Raw genomic sequence first — 20,065 nt, 5'->3', positions numbered from 1 at the left:
GGTATTCAGAAGCAGGCTTCAGGATTTGATCACTTTGATCATCAGGAACAGGAAAAACAGCAGGAATGCTGCCCCGATCGCCCCGATGATATAATAAGGAGCAGTTGTATGGGAAGCAGAATATGCCTGTGCTGCCTCCATATTCTTCTGACCGGTTACTGCGGCATCATTTGTCTGTTGCTCTGCGTCTTCCAGAATAGCAGTTCCTACAGGAGTTCCTCCAAAGTAATACTGGCGTGTGATCTGTCCGTCAGAAGAAGTATCTTCTGTGGTCAGATTATCTTCTGTGGCACCGTTTGGTGCAATGACTGTACCACCGGAAAGACGGTTAAAATCATTGTCTGCAATGGTAAGGGGTGCAAAATTGTCAAAACCATAATTGAGAAGCGCGATCGCTTCATTATTGGTAACACCGGATGCGCCATTTAATACAATGCATACCAGCTTCATGTTATTTTTGGAAGCTTCACATACCAAGGTACTTCCGGAAGCTTCTGTGTACCCTTCCTTACCGCCGATACAGGGTTTATAATAACCGTCGCTGGTGCTGTTTATCATGGTAAAATTGTTTGTAAGTACACGTTCACCGCCGGAAACATTTGTTGCCGGAAGTGTATAGGAAGTAGTTGCTGCAATGGTGCGGAAAGTGTCATTTGCCATAGCTGCTTCCATGATCAGAGCCATATCATGGGCGGTGATATGCTGGTTCTCATCAGGAAGACCGGTAGGATTGGTAAAGACAGTATTGGTGCAGCCAAGCTCCTGTGCCCGGGTATTCATTGTCTGTACAAAAGCATCCACAGAACCTCCCACATGTTCAGCTACCTGCAGTGCGATATCATTGGCAGAGGCAACCATAATGGCATATAAACATTGTTCCATGGTGAAAACCTCATCTAACTGTGAGGAAATATTGGCTCCTCCGTCAGTAACACCGGAAACACCGGTTGCAGTCATGGTTACCTGTTCATCCAGACTGCTGTTCTCAAGAGCAACCAGGCAGGTCATGATCTTGACTGCGCTTGCAGGGTAAAGGGGCTGATCTGCATTTTTGGAATACAGGACTGTGTTAGTGGAAGTTTCCATCACAATTGCTGCGGCAGACGAAATATCGGAAGCCTGGGGCCATCCGTCGATACCGTTGGTGACTACGACAGACGGATCTGCTGTCTGTGCGGCGGCGTCTGTATTCTGGGCTGTTTCTTCAGCAGCAGATACCGGAAACTGTGAAAACATGGTGACAGCACCAAGTCCCAGAGCCAGCAGGGCTGCAGTGATTCTTTTTTTCTTTATCATCATGGTATATAATACTCCTGTGTATAAAAATATTGAAAAGTTACTGTTCATTGTAAGTGAACAGTAACCATAAAAACAATAACAGTATAACACATTTCTCTCCTTTCTTGCAAAAAATATCATACAATGTTAAAATAAAAAATCATAGTAAAAATCGAGGTTATCATATGAGTAAAAAACCATCTGCAGGAGGAAAAATCCAGTGGACGAAAATGTTCAGGAAGCTTTCCCCCTATACGATCCGGAAAGGGTTCCGCTACATGAAGCATTATGGACCAAAGGAATTCTGGATCAGGCTGCATGAACGTTTTGAACCGGAAGAAGTACCATATGGTCCATGGTACCGGGCTTACATTCCGACGGAGGAAACACTGGAAACACAGAGGAAACAGAAATTTGATTATTCACCGCTGATCAGCATTGCAGTTCCGGCTTATCAGACACCTGTAGAATTTTTGAGACAGATGATAGAATCACTGATCGTTCAGACTTATTCAAACTGGGAGCTGTGTATCGTAAATGCAAGTCCGGACAATGAGGAGATGCAGAAAGTACTGGCAGAATATTCAGCCGGAGATTCCCGGGTGAGATTCTGCAATCTCAAAGAGAACCTTGGCATTGCAGAGAACACAAACCGCGCGTTTGCAATGGCAAAAGGTGAATTTGTGGGGCTTCTTGACCATGATGACCTGCTGGCACCTAATGCATTATATGAGATCGTGAAAATACTGCAGGATCATCCGCAAGCAGATGCGCTTTATACAGACGAGGATAAGGTTACAACAGAACTGGACGAGCATTTTCAGCCACATCTGAAACCGGATTTTAATCTGGATCTCCTGCGTTCCAATAATTATATCTGCCACTTTTTTGTAGTGCGAAAGAGTATTGTAGAAAAGGCCGGAGGTTTCCGAAAAGAATTCGACGGAGCTCAGGATTACGATTTTATCTTTCGCTGTACGGAGAATGCCGGAGAGGTTTTACATGTTCCGGAAATCCTGTATCACTGGAGAACACACAAAGCCTCCACTGCAGATAATCCTGCCAGTAAAATGTACGCATTTGAAGCCGGCAAGAGAGCAATAGAAGCTCATCTTGAGAGAACAGGTACAAAAGGCGAGGTAAGCCATACACAGGATCTGGGCTTTTACCGGGTGAAATATCCGGTGCAGAGAAAACCTCTGGTGTCTGTTATCATACCAAACAAAGACGAGAAAGAGACTCTTCAGACCTGTCTGGAAATGCTGGAGAAGAATACCGGTTATCAGAATTTTGAAATCATAATCGTGGAGAATAACAGTACTACTGATGAGATTTTCCGATATTATAAAGAGCTTTCCAGAAACCGGAAGATCCATCTTTTGAGATGGGGAAAAGAATTTAATTATTCTGCCATCAATAACTTTGCTGCGGCGCATGCAAAGGGAGAATATCTGCTTTTCCTGAATAATGATGTAAAATCCATCAATCCGGACTGGCTGGAAGAAATGCTTGGAGTGTGTCAGCGTCCGGAAGTGGGCGGTGTCGGAGCAAAGCTCATTTATCCGGATAATACGATCCAGCATGCAGGATGTGTGATCGGAATGGGCGGTATTGCGGGGCATATGTTCGTAGATATGCCTGCGGACCGTACTGGCTATCTGCATAAGGCATCCCTTCTTCAGGATATGAGTGCAGTGACTGCCGCCTGTCTGTTGATGAAGAAAGAGGTTTTTGAGCAGGCAGGAGGATTTACAGAAGAACTGGCTGTGGCATTTAATGATGTGGATCTTTGCCTGAAAGTAAGAAAAAACGGCTATCTGATCGTATATGATCCCTATGCGAAGCTTTATCATATGGAATCAAAGACCAGAGGAGCTGAGGACAGCAAGGAGAAAGTGCGCCGTTTTCAGACGGAGATTGAATATATGCGATGTCACTGGATAGACATTCTCAAAAACGGAGATCCCTGTTATAACAAAAACCTGTCTCTTACCAAATGGAATTATTCTCTGAAGCCAATCCTGGGAATGGAGACAGAAGCAGGACAGAAAAAAGAGAAGACAGGGAGGAAATCATGCAGGAAGTATCAGTGATCATTCCGAATTTTAATGGGATGGCTTATCTGGATGGCGTACTTGCAGGTCTGGAGTGTCAGACTGTAAGCAATTTTGATGTAATTCTTGTGGATAATGGATCAAATGACGGAAGCTGTGCTTTTGTTGCTGCAAGGTATCCATGGGTCCATCTGATCGAACTGCCGGAGAATTTCGGATTCTGTAAAGCGGTCAATGAAGGGATCAGAGCATCACGCTCACCTTATGTACTGCTTTTAAACAATGATATTGAAGTAACGGAGAATTTTATAGAAGAAATGCTGTCAGCCATCAAAAGGCATCCCAAAGCTTTCTCCTGTGCTGCCAGAATGATTCAGTTTCATGACAGGGACAGGCTGGATGATGCAGGAAACTATTACTGCGCTCTTGGATGGGCTTATGCGAGAGGTAAAGGGAAAGATATCCATACCTATGAAAAGGAAGAGAAGATTTTTGCTTCCTGCGCAGGAGCTGCTATTTACAGAAAGAAGATCTTTGATGAACTGGGATATTTTGACGAAGAACATTTTGCATATCTGGAGGACATGGACGTGGGATACCGGGCCAGGATCTACGGATATGAAAACTGGTATGCACCTGATGCCATGGTATACCATGTGGGAAGCGGTACCAGCGGATCCAGATATAATCAGTTCAAGATCCGGTATTCTTCCAGAAATAATATTTATCTGATATACAAAAATATGCCGGTGTTACAGATTATTATCAATCTTCCGTTTCTTGTCGCAGGATTTGGAATCAAAATTCTGTTTTTTACGCTGAAAGGATTCGGAAGAGAGTATATTGCGGGAATTAAGAATGGATTCCAGATCAGTAAAAAAAATCATAAAATACCTTTTAAATTTCAAAATCTGTCAAACTATTTTAGGATTCAAGTTGAATTGTGGGTGAATATCTTCAGGCGTTTGTGCGGATGATAAGAAAGAAAGATAAATTTTTATTGCTTTTATAAAACAACTATTATAATATAGAAACGATAAAAAAATGAGGTGACAAAAGATTGCTAAAGGACAATGAAAAGAATTTCAGTCGTCTCCATATGATCATTGATGCAATTGTACTGGTACTGTCATATTTTCTGGCATGGCTGATCCGTTTTGTTGGTCCTATGGCAGCAACAGCAGTCAGAACCAGAAGCTTTCAGCAGTATATGCTGATGCTGGTTTTTATTGTACCGGTTTATCTGTTGTTGTATCAGGCTTTCACATTGTATACTCCCATGCGGATGCAGGGGCGTCGGCTTGTATTGGCTAATATTGTAAAGGCCAACTCGCTTGGGCTCCTTATTCTGATGTTTACATTTTACATGATAGATGAGAGCGATTTTTCCCGTTCTACTTATATTATGTTTTATGTAATCAATATTGTGCTTCAGTGGTGTGCCCGAATGTTGATTTTCGCTCTTCTGAGAAATATGAGAGAGAAGGGACTGAATCAGAAACAGATGATCTGTGTGGGATACAGCCGCGCAGCAGAGGAATATATTGACAGAGTTCTTGCCAATCCTCAGTGGGGATATGTGATCCGCGGAATACTGGATGACAATGTTCCGGCAGGAACAGAGTACAAGGGAATCAAAGTTCTTGGAAGGATTGCCAATCTGAATATAATACTTCCGGAGAACCGGCTGGATGAAATAGCGATCACTCTGGGCTTAAGTGAATATTACCGCCTGGAAGAGATTGTAGCACTGTGTGAAAAATCCGGAGTACACACCAAGTTTATCCCGGATTATAATAAGATCATTCCGACAAAACCATATACAGAAGACATACTGGGACTTCCGGTTATCAATATCCGTTATGTACCGTTGAACAATACATTCAATGCACTGGTCAAGCGGGCGATGGACATTGCAGGATCTATTGTTGGAATCATAGTAACCTCACCGCTGATGCTGTTAATGTGTGTTATCATTAAGCTGACATCACCGGGACCACTGATCTATAAACAGGAGAGGGTTGGACTTCATAACCAGACTTTTCGGATGTACAAGTTCCGTTCCATGGAAGTACAGCCGGAATCGGAAGAGAAGAAGGCATGGACAGTAAAGAATGACCCAAGAGTAACACCCATCGGAAAGTTTATGCGTCACACCAGTATTGATGAACTGCCACAGCTTTTCAACATACTGAAGGGTAACATGAGTCTTGTGGGACCACGACCGGAGCGGCCGTTTTTTGTAGAGAAATTCAGAGAAGAAATCCCGAGATATATGGTGAAACATCAGGTTCGCCCGGGACTTACCGGCTGGGCTCAGGTGAATGGTTACCGCGGAGACACATCCATAAGAAAAAGAATCGAATATGACCTTTATTACATTGAAAACTGGAGCATAGGGCTGGATATCAAGATTATATTCCTTACATTTTTCAAGGGATTTATAAACAAAAATGCATATTAAGATAAGGGGAAAAAGGCATGGCTAAACCAGGAAAAAAGAAAAAAGTACTGTTTGTGCTTGAAATCATTGTACTGCTGCTGTTTATTGGCGGGCTGTATGTGTATGGACAGATTTCTTCCAGGCTGGATAAGATTGAGCAGCCGGAACTGAAAAAGGAAAAAATAGTCGTAAACCAGGAAGCACCAAAGATGACAGGCTACAAGACCTATGTGCTGTTTGGTATTGATACCAGAGGGGAAGGCTCCCAGTATTCTGCACAGAACAGTGATACCATGATCATTGTGAGTGTAAACAACGATACAAAAGAAGTGCGTATGGTTTCCGTATACAGAGATACACTTCTCAATGTTGGAGATGATACCTATACGAAGGCAAATGCAGCCTATGCGCTGGGTGGTCCGGAACAGGCGATCACTATGTTAAATACAAACCTGGATCTGGATATTTCCGATTATGCGACGGCCGATTTTTCTGCACTTGTAGAAGTGGTAGATGATCTTGGCGGTCTTGATATTCCGTTATCTTATGCGGAAATTGAACATATGAATAACTATTGCGTGGAAACATCCAAGCTGACAGGGAAAGATTACACTCCAATCGAGAAACCGGAGCCAAAGCCGGAAGATGAGGAAGCCATTGTAGGAACTTATCATCTGAACGGTGTACAGGCGACATCCTATTGCCGTATCCGTTATACTGCAAGTCTTGATATGGGACGTACAGAGCGTCAGAGACGAGTACTTGGAATGCTCTTTGACAAGGCGAAGATAGCGGGTCTTTCTTCTATTTTTAAGATTATGGATGATGTATTCCCGATGGTTACAACATCTCTTTCAAAACAGGATATTCTGGGACTTATTCCGACTCTGATCGGATATAAATTTACAGACAGCACGGGATTCCCGCAGAAGTTTAAATTCTCCAATATCAAGGGAAGTATTATTGTTCCTACTGATCTTGAGAACAATGTAGTTGAACTTCACAAGTTCCTGTATGATGATCAGGATTATACTCCGTCTTCTGAGGTAGTGGCCCGCAGTAATAAGATACTTGAGATCGTCGGCGGAGAAAGTAAGCTGGATGATGCAGCCAAGACTACGACACAGGACACTGATACCACAAATGCAAATGACACTTTTGTATGGTCCGGCGATAATACCTCCGGCAGTACGGATAACAGCGGCGATTATGATTATGACAATGATTATGATAACGGTGGTTATGATGGCGGTTATGATAATGGCGGCGGTGGCGATTATGATAACAGTGGTGATGACGGCAGTTATGATAATGGCGGCGATGACACCGGCAGTGACACTGGTGGTGGAGACTACGACGGCGGCGATGACACCGGTGGAGATGAGACCGGCGGCGACGATGGATTCAGCGATGATTCAGCAGCAGATTCCGGAGCAAGTTCTGAAGAACAGTAACAGGGAACTGCTATAAAAATATAAATAATAGAAAAGAGGACCATCTGTTGGAAAGGATGGTCCTCTTTTCAGATAAGGAGTGTTGAGGATGACGCATAAGGAAAAATATAATGACACTGCGACAGTTGATGTAATCATTCCTGCCTATCGTCCCGGCAGAGAATTTGGAGAACTGCTGCACAGGCTGGAAGAACAGGAATACCGTCCCCGCAGGATTCTGGTTATGAATACGGGAGAGCAGTACTGGAACAGAGAATGGGAGAAATGTCCGATCCTTGAGGTTCATCACCTGGAACAGAAGGATTTTGATCATGGCGGAACCAGAAGAAGGGCAGCAGAACTTTCGAATGCAGATATTATGATCTTTATGACACAGGATGCTCTCCCTGCTGACAGAAAAGTAATTGGAAATCTTGTCTGTGCTGTCAGTGAAAATCCGGGTGCAGGAGCAGCCTATGCAAGACAATTACCCAGGGCAGACTGTCGCTTTCTGGAACGTTATACCCGTTCTTTTAATTATCCGGAGCAGTCCTCGGTAAAGTCGCTGGCTGATATTGATAAGTACGGGATCAAGACCTATTTCTGTTCTAATGTGTGTGCGGCCTATGATAAAGGGATTTATCAGAAAACAGGCGGTTTTACAGAGCGGGCGATTTTCAATGAAGATATGATCTGTGCCGGAACAATGATTCAGAAAGGCTATTCAGTTGTCTATGCGGCAGATGCGAGAGTATATCATTCCCATAATTATTCCGGAAAACAGCAGTTTCACAGAAACTTCGATCTGGGAGTATCCCAGGCAGAGCATCCGGAAATTTTTGAAGGAGTACCTTCTGAGGGAGAGGGAATCCGTCTGGTAAAAAGAAGCCTGGGCTATCTGATAAGGACGGGACACTTCTGGCTGATTCCTCAGCTGATCTGGCAGAGCGGAATGAAATATGCAGGATATTTCCTGGGGAAAAGATACAGAAAACTTCCCCGGAAAGTTGTTCTTGCATGTACCATGAGTCCATATTACTGGAACAGAAAATAAAGGTAAGAGGATAACCTTAAGACACGCCAATTTACGATAATTGTCACATTTTGAACACAATTAATTGATATACTGATTCCAGAGTTCAGGAGAAGAATTGCTGTAACTGTGCAGAAATAAAACAGTTACAGATCATTGTTTATTTCGGGGAGTGTTCCGATAAACAGTAATACAGGAACAGAAGGGAGCAGATTACATGAATGATGAAAGAAACCTGGGTGAAAAAACAGATGATTCCGGTCAGCAGCCCAGATATGAACATTATCAGTTCCATGAAGAACAGGGAACTGTTTTGAAACCATCCGGTCCCTCTGGACACAGAAGAAATCAGAATTCTTTTCAGAAAAAAGCAGGGGCGACAATCGCATTGGCTGTGATCTTTGGCCTGGTGGCGGCAGTTGTATTTCAGGCGGCAAATTTTGCAGCAGACAGATTCCTGAATACAGGTAAGTCTTCGGTGCAGATTAAAACTACAGACAGTGTGGATCTTCAGGAAACGGCATCAGATGACAGCACTGCCGATAAGGTGCTGTCTGACTCTGAGAATGGAACAGTAGCAGCAGTGGCTCAGGCTTCCATGCCTTCTGTAGTTGCGATCACTACGGTCAGTGTTCAGGAAATACCAAGCTTTTTCGGATATAGTTCCCGCCAATATAAGAGTGCGTCAACAGGTTCAGGAATTATCGTTGGAGATAATGATGATGAGCTTCTGATCGCAACGAATAATCACGTGGTGGATGGAGCTACAACTCTGAGTGTCTGCTTTATCGGGGATGATGTGGCAAATGCAGAGACAGAGACTGTGAATGCGGGAGATAATGGAGATCTGAATGTAGAGGATGCGGTCAGTGCCAAGATTAAGGGTACAGATGCTGATAATGATCTGGCAGTAGTTGCGGTGAAGAAATCGGATATCCCTGAGGACACTTTAAATCAGATTAAGATTGCTCAGATAGGAAGTTCGGATGATCTGGCAGTAGGGCAGCAGGTGGTTGCAATCGGTAATGCGCTTGGATATGGTCAGTCTGTAACATCAGGCTGGATAAGTGCATTGAACCGGACGATTTCTACAGATGACGGAACGAACAGTACAGGGCTGATCCAGACGGATGCGGCGATCAATCCGGGTAACAGTGGTGGTGCACTTTTGAATATGAAAGGCGAGCTGATCGGCATCAATTCTGCAAAATACGCAGACAGTGCTGTAGAAGGTATGGGATATGCCATTCCTATTTCCAAGGCAAAGCCTATTCTGGAAGAACTGATGAATCGTGAGACCAGGGAGAAAGTAGACAGCAGCAAAAAAGGATATCTGGGAGTAAGTCTTGCAAATCTGACCACAGAGGCAATTGAGATGTATAATATGCCCACAGGTGCTTTTGTAAGAAGTGTGGAGGATGATTCTCCGGCACAGGAGGCAGGTATCTGTAAAGGCGACATCATCGTAAAATTCGACGGACAGAAAGTCAGTGATGGTGATGATCTGCTGGATAAACTGCAGTATTATAAATCGGGAGAGAAGATTGAGGCAGTTATTGCAAGAGCCACTAATGGGGAATATGAAGAAAATACTATAGAGCTGACTCTCGGCACCAGACCGGACAATGAATAAAACAAAAGACATCGCCCATGCGGCGGTGTCTTTTATAATATTATCAGTGAACAGTAACCCAGGCAGGATTCTTTTTGTGTTTATAAAACTTTCATTTTGTTATAAGGGAATTGTATGATATAATTCAGTTAAATAAGCGTAATGATCCAGCAGCCTGCTATCCTGCAGGAGCACTGTACTGTTACGAATAAGAGGATATAGAAAGGAGTCATTATGAGCGAGAACTATAATGATGATGAAATAATAGACAGCAGCGAAGATACAGAGAAAAAGAGAAACAAATCCGAAAAATTCTGTTTTCTCTGCCGCAGACCTGAGAGCAAGGCCGGTCCGATGATCGAACTTCCCAATAACATACATGTCTGCACGGATTGTATGCAGAAGAGCTTTAATTCTATGAATCAGCAGTTTAATGAGGGTAAGTTCAATTATTCTGACCTGTTGAATATGCCGAATGTGAGCATGATCGATCTGGGCAGCTTCCAGAATCCGGTGCAGCAGCCAAAGAAAGAAAAAAAGAAAAAGAAACAGGAAAAACCGGTTCTGGATCTGAAAAATATTCCTGCTCCCCATAAGATCAAAGAAACCCTTGACCAGTATGTGATCGGTCAGGAGAAAGCCAAGAAAGTAATGTCTGTAGCGGTTTACAATCACTATAAACGTGTGGCAACAGATACAATGGATGAGATTGAAATTGAGAAATCTAATATGCTGATGATCGGACCAACCGGATGCGGTAAAACCTATCTGGTTAAAACCCTGGCGAAACTTCTGGATGTGCCGCTTGCAATTGCAGATGCCACTTCTCTTACAGAAGCCGGTTATATTGGCGATGATATAGAGAGCGTTGTTTCCAAACTTCTGGCGGCGGCAGATAATGATGTGGAGCGTGCCGAGCATGGTATTATTTTCATTGATGAGATTGATAAGATTGCCAAGAAGAAGAACACCAACCAGAGAGATGTCAGTGGTGAGGCAGTGCAGCAGGGAATGCTGAAGCTTCTTGAGGGAAGTGAGGTGGAAGTTCCTGTAGGTGCAAACAGCAAAAACGCAATGGTACCGCTTGTAACTGTTAATACACGTAATATTCTGTTTATCTGTGGCGGTGCTTTTCCTGATCTGGAGAATATCATTAAAGAAAGGCTGAACAAGCAGGCATCTATCGGTTTTTATGCAGACCTGAAGGATAAATATGATAATGATCCTCATCTGCTTCAGAAAGTAACAGTGGAGGATATCCGCAGTTTTGGAATGATTCCGGAATTTATCGGACGACTTCCGATCATCTTTACTCTGGACGGATTGAATGAGGATATGCTTGTGAAGATCCTGCAGGAGCCGAAGAATGCGATTCTTAAACAGTATCAGAAACTTCTTGCACTGGATGAAGTGAAACTGGAATTTGAAGACGGGGCGCTTCATGCAATTGCTGCGAAAGCACTGGAGAGAGATACAGGTGCCAGGGCACTTCGCGCGATACTGGAAGAGTATATGCTGGATATCATGTATGAGATTCCGAAAGATGACAGCATAGGAGAGGTTGTGATCACAAGAGAATACATAGAAGGAAACGGTGGTCCGAAGATCCTTCTTCGCGGACAGGAGCCGATCCTGCTGGAGGGTAGTCATTAATTAAAATAGTTTTGTTCTTGCATTATGAGGACAATAATGGAAGGGAGTAAATATTATGGGAACAGATTTTTTTGATGGATTAGTTAAGACATTTTCAAAAACAACGAAGGAACTGGGAAAGACAACAAGAGAATTAGGTGCCCGCGCAGAGCAGACGATCGAGGCACAGAAGATAAGAAGTAAAATCACAGGAGAAGAGCGCATTATTGAGAAAATCAAAGTTGATATCGGTGATATTGTTTACAGACGACATTCTCAGGGTGATGGAATTGATAGTGAGTTAAGTGCTTTATGTCAGGAGATTGATCAGCATTATCTGAAAATCAGGGAGTATAAGGATAATGCTGCGAACCTGAAAGGAGAGAAAATCTGCCCGTCCTGCGAGCGGGAGGTAGATATTAATGTAAGTTTCTGTCCGTATTGCGGAACGTCATGCCCGACTCCGGAACCGGCGAAGAATGTGGAAAATGACACTGTATCTTCAGATGAAGATGAAGATGGGAGTAATGAGCCGGAAGAAACACCGGCAGAAGAATTACAGCCGGAAGAACCAGAGACAGAGAAAACAGCAGAAACAGAACCAGCACAGGAACAGCCGGTGGAAGAAACACCAGTGGAAAAAGAAACAATGGAAGAGAAGTAAGTAACTGCAGGGTAAATTATTTTTACAGATTTACCAGATAATTACAGTATAATTAAAAATATGTTGCAAATTGATATGGAATATGATAATTTTATATCGTATCAAAAGGTATGAAAATTACGAACAGGAGAGGGAAAGATGAAAAACAGAAAATTAAATCAGTTATTAGTCGCAGGAATGATCAGTGCAGCTATGATGACTTCTGGTATCAGCGTTCAGGCTGCTGATTTTAGTGATGATACATCAACAGTAGAAGAACAGTCTGTTGGCTCAGCAGAAGAGGAAGCTCCGGAGGTAGAGGACGGATCTGAATTTCAGTCCGATGCTGCTGAAGCATCATCAGCAGTAGCAGTCAGTTCAGCGAACTTCCCGGATGCAAAGTTCCGCCAGTATGTTTTAGACAATATTGATACAGACAAGGATAAGAAACTTTCAGCGGCAGAGATCAAAGCAGCCAAGACGATTGATGTTTCAGGACTTGGAATTTCCAACCTGAAAGGTATTGAACGTTTTACCTATGCGACAGATCTGTTTGCGGCAAATAACAAACTTACTTCTGTAAATATTACAAAGAATACAAAAGTTGCATATCTGAATCTGAGTAATAACAGTCTTGCAGGAACTCTGGATCTCAGCAAATGCACAAATCTTCGTGTAGTGAAGTATGGAAGCAATAAACTGACAAAGGTAGTAATGCCTTCCAAGAAATATCTGAAGAATCTGGATTTCGTAGATGCAAGCTCCAATAAATTTACCACACAGGCAAATGCAGGACTGAACATCGGAGATACTGATTATGTAAAGAGTCTTTCAGAAGTCAATGCCTCCAATAATGCCATCACTTCATTTAACTGTGCCGGATTTCAGGGAATCCTTGATCTTAGAAACAATAAGATCACAAATCTGAAACTGGAAAACAGCAAGGAAGGATCTCAGGTAGTTTCCTTATACCTTGACGGAAACTCACTGAGTAAGACACCTTCTATTGACTTTACACCGGAATGGATTGCCGTACCTCAGCAGTTCAGCTGTGATGCAAAGGTTTCATCCAAGGTCAAAATGCTGAAGGCAACTGCATCCATCACATCTGCAACATGGGATCAGATCGTGGTAAACGTTGGTTCCAGTACAGATGATGCTTCTTACAAACTGGAGAAGAAAACAGGCAACGGTGCATATGAAACTGTTAAAACATGGGATAATGGTGATCTGGCTGACGCAGAGTTCGGAGAAGATTACACAGATAATGTGATTTCTACAGGAACAGTCTACACATACAGAGTTACAGCAACTGTACAGGTAAAAGATGCCAATAAGAACCTCAGATCCTGGTCAAATTCCGCAGAAGTGAAAGCTACAGCAACAGGTACAAAGCCGGCAATCTCTGTGAAGTCCACCAAAAAAGGTGTGGCAACCGTAAGCTGGAAGGCTGTTGCAGGTGCAGACGGATATGATGTTTACTGTGGATCATCCAAGAAATCCCAGAAGGGTACGGTTGTAAAAGGAACTACAAAGCTGACCGCAAATAAGACAAAACTGACAAGTGGTAAAACTTATTATTTCAGAGCACGCGCATATAAGATGGTAGGATCTGCAAAGGTATATACAGGTTACAGCGCAGTGAAGAGCGTGAAAGTCAAATAATACAAAAATAATTGAGAACAGTATAAAATCAAGCCGGCGATGTGAGAGCAGATATCTTTTACAGAGCCGGCTCTTTGATTATGGCAATTCCGTAAAATACTGTGGACAGTCCGGTATTGCTATAGATGAATTGTTATAGATGGGAGGAATGTCATGTGAAATATATCAGAAAGAGTTTCTTTTTATTTTGGTTGATAGCGGTAATGCTGTTTGGAACAGTATCGGCATCCGCAGCATCTGCAAAACCGGAAACACCGGTATTGTCCGGAACAGCAGCCGGAAACAGAGTGACTCTGAACTGGAATAAAGTAAAGAAGGCCTCCGGCTATCAGATTTTTCTGTATTATAAAGCCTACGGAAAATACAAATGCGTGGAAAGGATCAAGAACAGGAACATTACCAGTTTTACACTGACAGGTTCTGAAGATAAGCTCTACACTTATAAGATACGTTCTTATCTGAAACAGGGAAACAAAACTCTGTACAGCCCATCATCGAAAGCACTGGAGATAAAAACAGCTCCCGGAAAACCTGTGATCACCCGGATAAGAGTGAGAGAAGAAAGCGGAACCCTGATCAAATGGAAAAAAATCAAAACTGCAGAAGGATATCAGATATTCCGGTCAGAATCCGAGGACAGAGGATATAAAAGAATCAATATAGTTTCCGGCAATACAACATTCAGTTATGCAGATACAGGTGCTGTTTCAGGAAAGACTTATTATTACAGAATACGGGCATATGTACGAAATCAGGGAAATGTTGTATATTCTGAACTGAGTGATCCGGCAGAGGCGGTAATGCGAAAGACTATTATGATCGGAGATTCCAGAACAGATATGATGAAAGATGTTGTGGAGAACGATAACATCACATGGATATGTGAGGTTGGAATGGGGTATAAATGGCTTAGAGATACTGCCCTGAAGACCTTGCAGGAGCAGATGAAAGGAAATGAAGATATTTTTGTCTGGCTTGGTGTTAATGATGTATACAATATTTCAAATTATATCAGTCTGCTGAATGAGGAGATTCCAAAATGGAAAGCGCAGGGAGCGGATGCCTATATTGTGGCAGTGGGACAGGTAACCAAAGATCCTTATGTAACAAATGAGGAAATCGAAGATTTCAATGCCAGAATGAAAAAAGAAGTTGCCGGTGCGAAATATGCAGATCTTTATTCTTATCTGAAAAAGCAGGGATATAAGACAACAGACGGAACTCATTACGATAATGAAACCACATGGAAGATTTACCGTTATCTGATGTCTTTTGTGTCATAAGAACAGAAAAAAAGGAAACTGTATCAGTTTCCTTTTTTGAGTAAAAAAATAATGCAGAAGATGGGACTTGAACCCACACGATATTGCTACCACAGGCACCTGAAGCCTGCGCGTCTGCCAATTCCGCCACTTCTGCATTTCTTATTTATCAATCGCTCTCTCGCGACTGCTCATTTATAATAACCGATGTATGGATAAAAGTCAATAGCTTTTTTGAAATTTTTTTAATTTTTTTTACAGTATCATCAAAACGCACAATTTGTTACGTAGAAGTGTAAGCTTCTTCTGATAAACTGCGGAGCAGTTATCCGGTGTAGAGTTGCACAGAGAAGAGGATGATTTAAATTTTATAGAGGTATTTGGATGTGAGAAAGCAGTGAATGCATGTGATTGGATCTGCCTGAAATTACAAAAAAGTTTTTAATATCAACTTAATTATTTTTAGTACCTTATAAGGTTGAAAAAAGCACTTTGCTGTGATACAATCTTGAAGATTTAGGAAAAAATAAGTGATAGACACAATATAAAGATAAGAAAGGGAGATTGTATGAAAGCATTTCTGATATTAGAAGATGGCCATGTGTTCAAAGGTACAAGCATTGGTTCAACGAGAGACGTTATCAGCGAAATCGTCTTTAATACTTCCATGACCGGTTATCTGGAAGTAATGACCGACCCTTCCTATGCAGGACAGGCAGTATGTATGACTTATCCCCTCATTGGGAATTACGGAATTTGTTATGATGACCAGGAGTCATCAAAGCCATGGGTGGACGGCTTTATTGTCCGCGAATTATCCCGTGTCCCAAGTAATTTCAGAAGCGTGGACACGATTCAGCATTTCTTAACAAAGCATGATATTCCAGGTATTGCCGGAATTGATACCAGAGCCTTAACGAAGATCCTTCGTGAGAAAGGTACCATGAACGGTATGATCACCGTCAATGAAAATTATGATTTAGATACAATTATCCCCCAGTTAAAAGCATATACAACAGGTAAGGTAGTAGAGAAGGTAACATGCCGCGAGAAAGAGATTTTAAAAGGCGACGGTCCGAAAGTAGCACTTCTTGACCTGGGAGCAAAGAGAAACATTGCACGTTCCCTGAATGAAAGAGGATGTGAGGTTACAATTTATCCGGCACTGACACCTGCGGAAGAGATTCTGGAGGCAAATCCGGATGGCATTATGTTAAGTAACGGCCCTGGAGATCCAAAGGAATGTACTTCTATTATAAAGGAAATAAAAAAATTATATGATTCTGAAGTTCCGATCTTTGCAATCTGTCTTGGACATCAGCTTATGGCTCTTGCAACAGGTGGAGATACTCATAAGATGAAATACGGACACAGAGGCGGAAATCATCCGGTCAAAGACCTTGCAACAGGACGTGTTTACATTTCTTCCCAGAACCATGGTTATGTAGTAGATGCTGAGGGACTTGAAGAGAAAAACATTGCAAAACCTGCATTCGTTAACGTCAATGACGGCACAAACGAAGGTATGGCATACGAAGGAAAGAATATCTTTACTGTACAGTTCCATCCTGAAGCATGCCCGGGACCGCAGGATTCCAGTTACCTGTTTGACAGATTTATGGATATGATGGGAGGAAATAAATAATGCCAAGAAATAAAGACATTAAAAAAGTACTTGTAATTGGTTCCGGCCCGATTATCATCGGCCAGGCAGCAGAGTTTGACTATGCAGGAACACAGGCATGCCGTTCCCTGAAAGAAGAAGGCATTGAGGTTGTTCTTCTTAACTCCAACCCTGCAACCATCATGACAGATAAAGATATCGCTGACAGAGTTTATATCGAGCCTCTGACAGTAGAAGTAGTAGAACAGCTTATCCTGAAAGAGAAACCGGACAGCGTCCTTCCTACACTGGGCGGCCAGGCGGGATTAAACCTTGCCATGGAGCTGGATGAGAAAGGTTTCCTCAAAGAACACAATATAAGACTGATCGGTACAACTGCCCAGACAATCAAGAAAGCGGAGGACCGTCAGGAATTTAAAGATACCATGGAGAAGATCGGTGAGCCGATCGCAGCATCCAAGGTTGTTACAACAGTAGAAGATGGTCTTGCATTTACAAACATCATTGGTTATCCGGTAGTTCTCCGTCCTGCTTACACACTCGGTGGAAGCGGCGGCGGTATCGCTCATAATGAATATGAACTTCGTGAAATCCTGGAGAATGGTCTTCGTCTTTCACGTGTAGGTGAAGTTCTGGTAGAGCGCTGCATCGCAGGATGGAAAGAGATTGAATATGAAGTAATGCGTGACAGTGCAGGAAACTGCATCACAGTCTGCAACATGGAGAACATTGATCCGGTTGGTGTCCACACAGGTGACTCTATCGTAGTTGCTCCATCTCAGACACTGGGAGATAAAGAATATCAGATGCTCCGTACTTCAGCCCTGAACATCATCACAGAACTTGGAATCACAGGTGGATGTAACGTTCAGTACGCTCTGAAACCGGACAGCTTTGAATACTGTGTAATCGAGGTAAACCCGCGTGTAAGCCGTTCCTCTGCACTTGCAAGTAAGGCAACAGGTTACCCGATCGCAAAGGTTGCAGCAAAGATTGCCCTGGGTTACACACTGGATGAGATTCCGAATGCGATCACAGGAAAAACATATGCAAGTTTCGAGCCAATGCTTGACTACTGCGTAGTTAAGATTCCGAGACTTCCATTTGATAAATTTATTACTGCAAAGAGAACCCTTACTACTCAGATGAAGGCAACAGGTGAGGTTATGAGTATCTGCCATAACTTCGAAGGTGCCCTGATGAAAGCCATCCGTTCTCTTGAACAGCACGTAGACAGCCTGATGTCCTATGATTTCACACAGCTTACAGACGAGGAACTCCTTGCAGAGCTGGAAATCGTAGATGACCGCAGAATCTGGAAGATTGCAGAAGCAATCCGTCGTGGTATGCCACAGTCCATGCTTCACGACATCACAAAGATTGATATCTGGTTCATCGATAAGATTGCAATCCTTGTAGGCATGGAAAATGCTCTTAAGACCAGAAAGCTCACAAAAGAGCTTCTCCTTGAAGCAAAACGCATGGAATTCCCGGACTACATCGTTGCACGTCTAACAGGCAAGACAGAAGAAGAGATTAAAGCTCTTCGTGAAGAATATCAGATTAAAGCGGCATATAAGATGGTTGATACCTGTGCTGCAGAGTTTGCGGCAGCAACACCATATTACTATTCTGTATACGGCGATGAAGGCACAGAGAATGAAGCAGTAGCAACACCGGATAAAAAGAAAATCCTGGTACTTGGTTCCGGTCCGATCCGTATCGGCCAGGGTATTGAGTTCGACTTCTGTTCCGTACACTGTACATGGGCATTTGCAAAAGAAGGCTATGAAACCATCATCATCAACAACAACCCGGAAACAGTTAGTACAGACTTTGATATTGCAGATAAACTGTATTTCGAGCCTTTGACACCGGAAGATGTTGAGAATGTAGTAAATATCGAGAAACCGGACGGAGCAGTTGTACAGTTCGGTGGTCAGACAGCTATCAAATTAACAGAAGCACTGACAAAGATGGGCGTTAAGATTCTCGGAACATCTGCGGAGAACGTAGATGCAGCAGAGGACCGTGAGCTCTTTGATGAGATTCTTGAAAAATGCGAGATCCCGAGACCAAAGGGACAGACAGTATTTACTGCTGAGGAAGCTAAGAAAGCAGCAAATGAGCTGGGTTATCCTGTTCTGGTTCGTCCTTCCTATGTACTTGGTGGTCAGGGCATGAGAATCGCTGTAAGCGATGAGGACGTAGAAGAGTATATCGGTGTGATCAACCAGATCGCACAGGAGCACCCGATCCTTGTTGATAAATACCTGATGGGTAAGGAAATCGAAGTAGATGCTGTATGCGATGGCGAGGATATCCTGATTCCTGGTATTATGGAACATATCGAGCGTGCCGGAATCCACTCCGGTGACAGTATTTCCGTATACCCGGCTAAGACCATCAGCGAGAAAGCAAAAGAGACAATTGCAGAATACACCAGACGTCTTGCAAGAGCACTGCATGTTATCGGTATGATCAACATCCAGTTCATTGTTCTTGGAGATGATGTATATGTGATCGAGGTTAATCCTCGTTCCAGCCGTACTGTACCGTACATCAGCAAGGTAACAGGAATTCCGATCGTTCCTCTTGCAACGAAGGTAATCCTTGGATACAAGCTGAAAGACATGGGCTATGAACCGGGACTTCAGCCGGAAGCAAAACACTATGCGATCAAGATGCCTGTCTTCTCATTTGAGAAGATCCGCGGTGCTGATATCAGTCTTGGACCGGAAATGAAGTCAACAGGTGAGTGCCTTGGTATTGCTGAGACATTCAATGAAGCGCTTTACAAAGCATTTATCGGAGCAGGTATCCGTCTTCCGAAACATAAAAACATGATCATCACTGTTAAAGACGAAGACAAACAGGATATCATCCCGATCGCAAGAAGATTCGAAGCACTTGGATACAGAATCTATGCTACACTGGGAACTGCAAAAGTCCTCAAAGAAAACGGAATCAAAGTTATCCGTACAAATAAGCTGGAGCAGCCTGCACCGAACCTTATGGATCTTATCCTTGGTCATAAGATCGACGTTGTCATCGATACTCCACCACAGGGTGTAGAGCATCAGAAAGATGGTTTCGTCATCAGACGTAACGCCATCGAGACAGGTGTCAATGTCCTTACTTCTCTGGATACAGCAGAAGCACTGGCAACCAGCCTTGAGAATACAGACCTGAACAATTTATCTCTTATTGATATTGCTACGATTGCAAGAAGATAAAGAACTGATAAATAATATGAAATGATGAAAAGCAGCCGTAATTTTCTCTGTCGGAGAAAAGGCGGCTGTTTTTATCTTATAGAATCAGCAGGAAAAATACAGATTACAGTTGTATCAGTGGCATGGTGTGTAATATAATCATATGAGTAT

The 20,065-nt window shown here is 42.9% G+C and carries 13 protein-coding genes and 1 tRNA gene; 12 read left to right on the top strand and 2 right to left on the bottom strand.

Annotated elements, in window-relative coordinates:
- Positions 1-18 precede the first annotated feature (18 nt).
- Positions 19-1,299, bottom strand: coding sequence for a D-alanyl-D-alanine carboxypeptidase family protein (locus tag LJE11_RS01840; protein ID WP_227295411.1), 1,281 nt, complete (start codon positions 1,297-1,299; stop codon positions 19-21).
- 164 nt (positions 1,300-1,463) lie between these two features.
- Here LJE11_RS01840 and LJE11_RS01835 point away from each other — a divergent pair, with 164 nt between their 5' ends.
- The 10 genes from LJE11_RS01835 to LJE11_RS01790 all read left to right on the top strand — a co-directional run bounded on the left by LJE11_RS01835 (position 1,464) and on the right by LJE11_RS01790 (position 15,076).
- Positions 1,464-3,371: a glycosyltransferase family 2 protein gene (locus LJE11_RS01835; RefSeq protein WP_195280147.1), complete on the top strand. Its 1,908-nt coding sequence runs from the start codon at positions 1,464-1,466 to the stop codon at positions 3,369-3,371.
- Positions 3,353-4,309 (top strand): glycosyltransferase family 2 protein, encoded by a 957-nt coding sequence (locus LJE11_RS01830; RefSeq protein ID WP_008706107.1) that lies wholly within the window; start codon positions 3,353-3,355, stop codon positions 4,307-4,309. The genes LJE11_RS01835 and LJE11_RS01830 overlap by 19 nt, the downstream gene beginning before the upstream one ends.
- A gap of 83 nt (positions 4,310-4,392) precedes the next feature.
- Positions 4,393-5,796 carry an undecaprenyl-phosphate glucose phosphotransferase gene (locus tag LJE11_RS01825; protein ID WP_055151057.1) on the top strand — a complete coding sequence of 468 codons (1,404 nt, stop codon included), beginning with the start codon at positions 4,393-4,395 and terminating at the stop codon, positions 5,794-5,796.
- 17 nt (positions 5,797-5,813) lie between these two features.
- Positions 5,814-7,229, top strand: a complete 1,416-nt coding sequence (locus LJE11_RS01820) for an LCP family protein (RefSeq protein ID WP_144137270.1) — start codon at positions 5,814-5,816, stop codon at positions 7,227-7,229.
- Positions 7,230-7,317: 88 nt separating this feature from the next.
- Entirely contained in the window at positions 7,318-8,262 is a 945-nt protein-coding gene (locus LJE11_RS01815; protein WP_055151054.1) for a glycosyltransferase family 2 protein, read from the top strand.
- Positions 8,263-8,458: 196 nt separating this feature from the next.
- Positions 8,459-9,874 carry a S1C family serine protease gene (locus LJE11_RS01810; RefSeq protein ID WP_195280146.1) on the top strand — a complete coding sequence of 472 codons (1,416 nt, stop codon included), beginning with the start codon at positions 8,459-8,461 and terminating at the stop codon, positions 9,872-9,874.
- A 213-nt stretch (positions 9,875-10,087) separates the two neighbouring features.
- Positions 10,088-11,506: an ATP-dependent Clp protease ATP-binding subunit ClpX gene (gene clpX, locus LJE11_RS01805; RefSeq protein WP_008706095.1), complete on the top strand. Its 1,419-nt coding sequence runs from the start codon at positions 10,088-10,090 to the stop codon at positions 11,504-11,506.
- Positions 11,507-11,561: 55 nt separating this feature from the next.
- On the top strand, positions 11,562-12,149 hold the full coding sequence (locus tag LJE11_RS01800; RefSeq protein WP_055059808.1) for a DUF7575 domain-containing protein: 588 nt from the start codon (positions 11,562-11,564) through the stop codon (positions 12,147-12,149).
- A gap of 138 nt (positions 12,150-12,287) precedes the next feature.
- The gene (locus tag LJE11_RS01795) at positions 12,288-13,793 is read left to right on the top strand and encodes a fibronectin type III domain-containing protein (protein ID WP_055059809.1); all 1,506 of its coding nucleotides are present in this window, start codon (positions 12,288-12,290) and stop codon (positions 13,791-13,793) included.
- 155 nt (positions 13,794-13,948) lie between these two features.
- Positions 13,949-15,076 carry a fibronectin type III domain-containing protein gene (locus tag LJE11_RS01790; protein ID WP_226852738.1) on the top strand — a complete coding sequence of 376 codons (1,128 nt, stop codon included), beginning with the start codon at positions 13,949-13,951 and terminating at the stop codon, positions 15,074-15,076.
- 52 nt (positions 15,077-15,128) lie between these two features.
- On the opposite strand, the gene LJE11_RS01785 is transcribed toward LJE11_RS01790, so the two are convergent.
- Positions 15,129-15,212, bottom strand: a tRNA-Leu gene (locus LJE11_RS01785).
- 411 nt (positions 15,213-15,623) lie between these two features.
- On the opposite strand from LJE11_RS01785, the gene LJE11_RS01780 reads away from it, so the two are divergent.
- Both LJE11_RS01780 and carB read left to right on the top strand, forming a co-directional pair.
- A complete protein-coding gene (locus LJE11_RS01780) occupies positions 15,624-16,700 on the top strand; it encodes a carbamoyl phosphate synthase small subunit (RefSeq protein WP_022380222.1) in 1,077 nt (358 codons plus the stop codon).
- Entirely contained in the window at positions 16,700-19,915 is a 3,216-nt protein-coding gene (gene carB / locus LJE11_RS01775) for a carbamoyl-phosphate synthase large subunit (RefSeq protein ID WP_055057581.1), read from the top strand. Before LJE11_RS01780 ends, carB begins: the two co-directional genes overlap by 1 nt.
- The last annotated feature ends 150 nt before the right edge of the window (positions 19,916-20,065 follow it).

It is taken from the genome of Blautia sp. DFI.1.216, assembly GCF_020594215.1.
Lineage (GTDB): Bacteria > Bacillota > Clostridia > Lachnospirales > Lachnospiraceae > Blautia_A > Blautia_A wexlerae.
The sequence above is the reverse complement of the archived record's forward strand: the minus strand, read 5'-3'. Positions and strand labels throughout refer to the sequence as shown.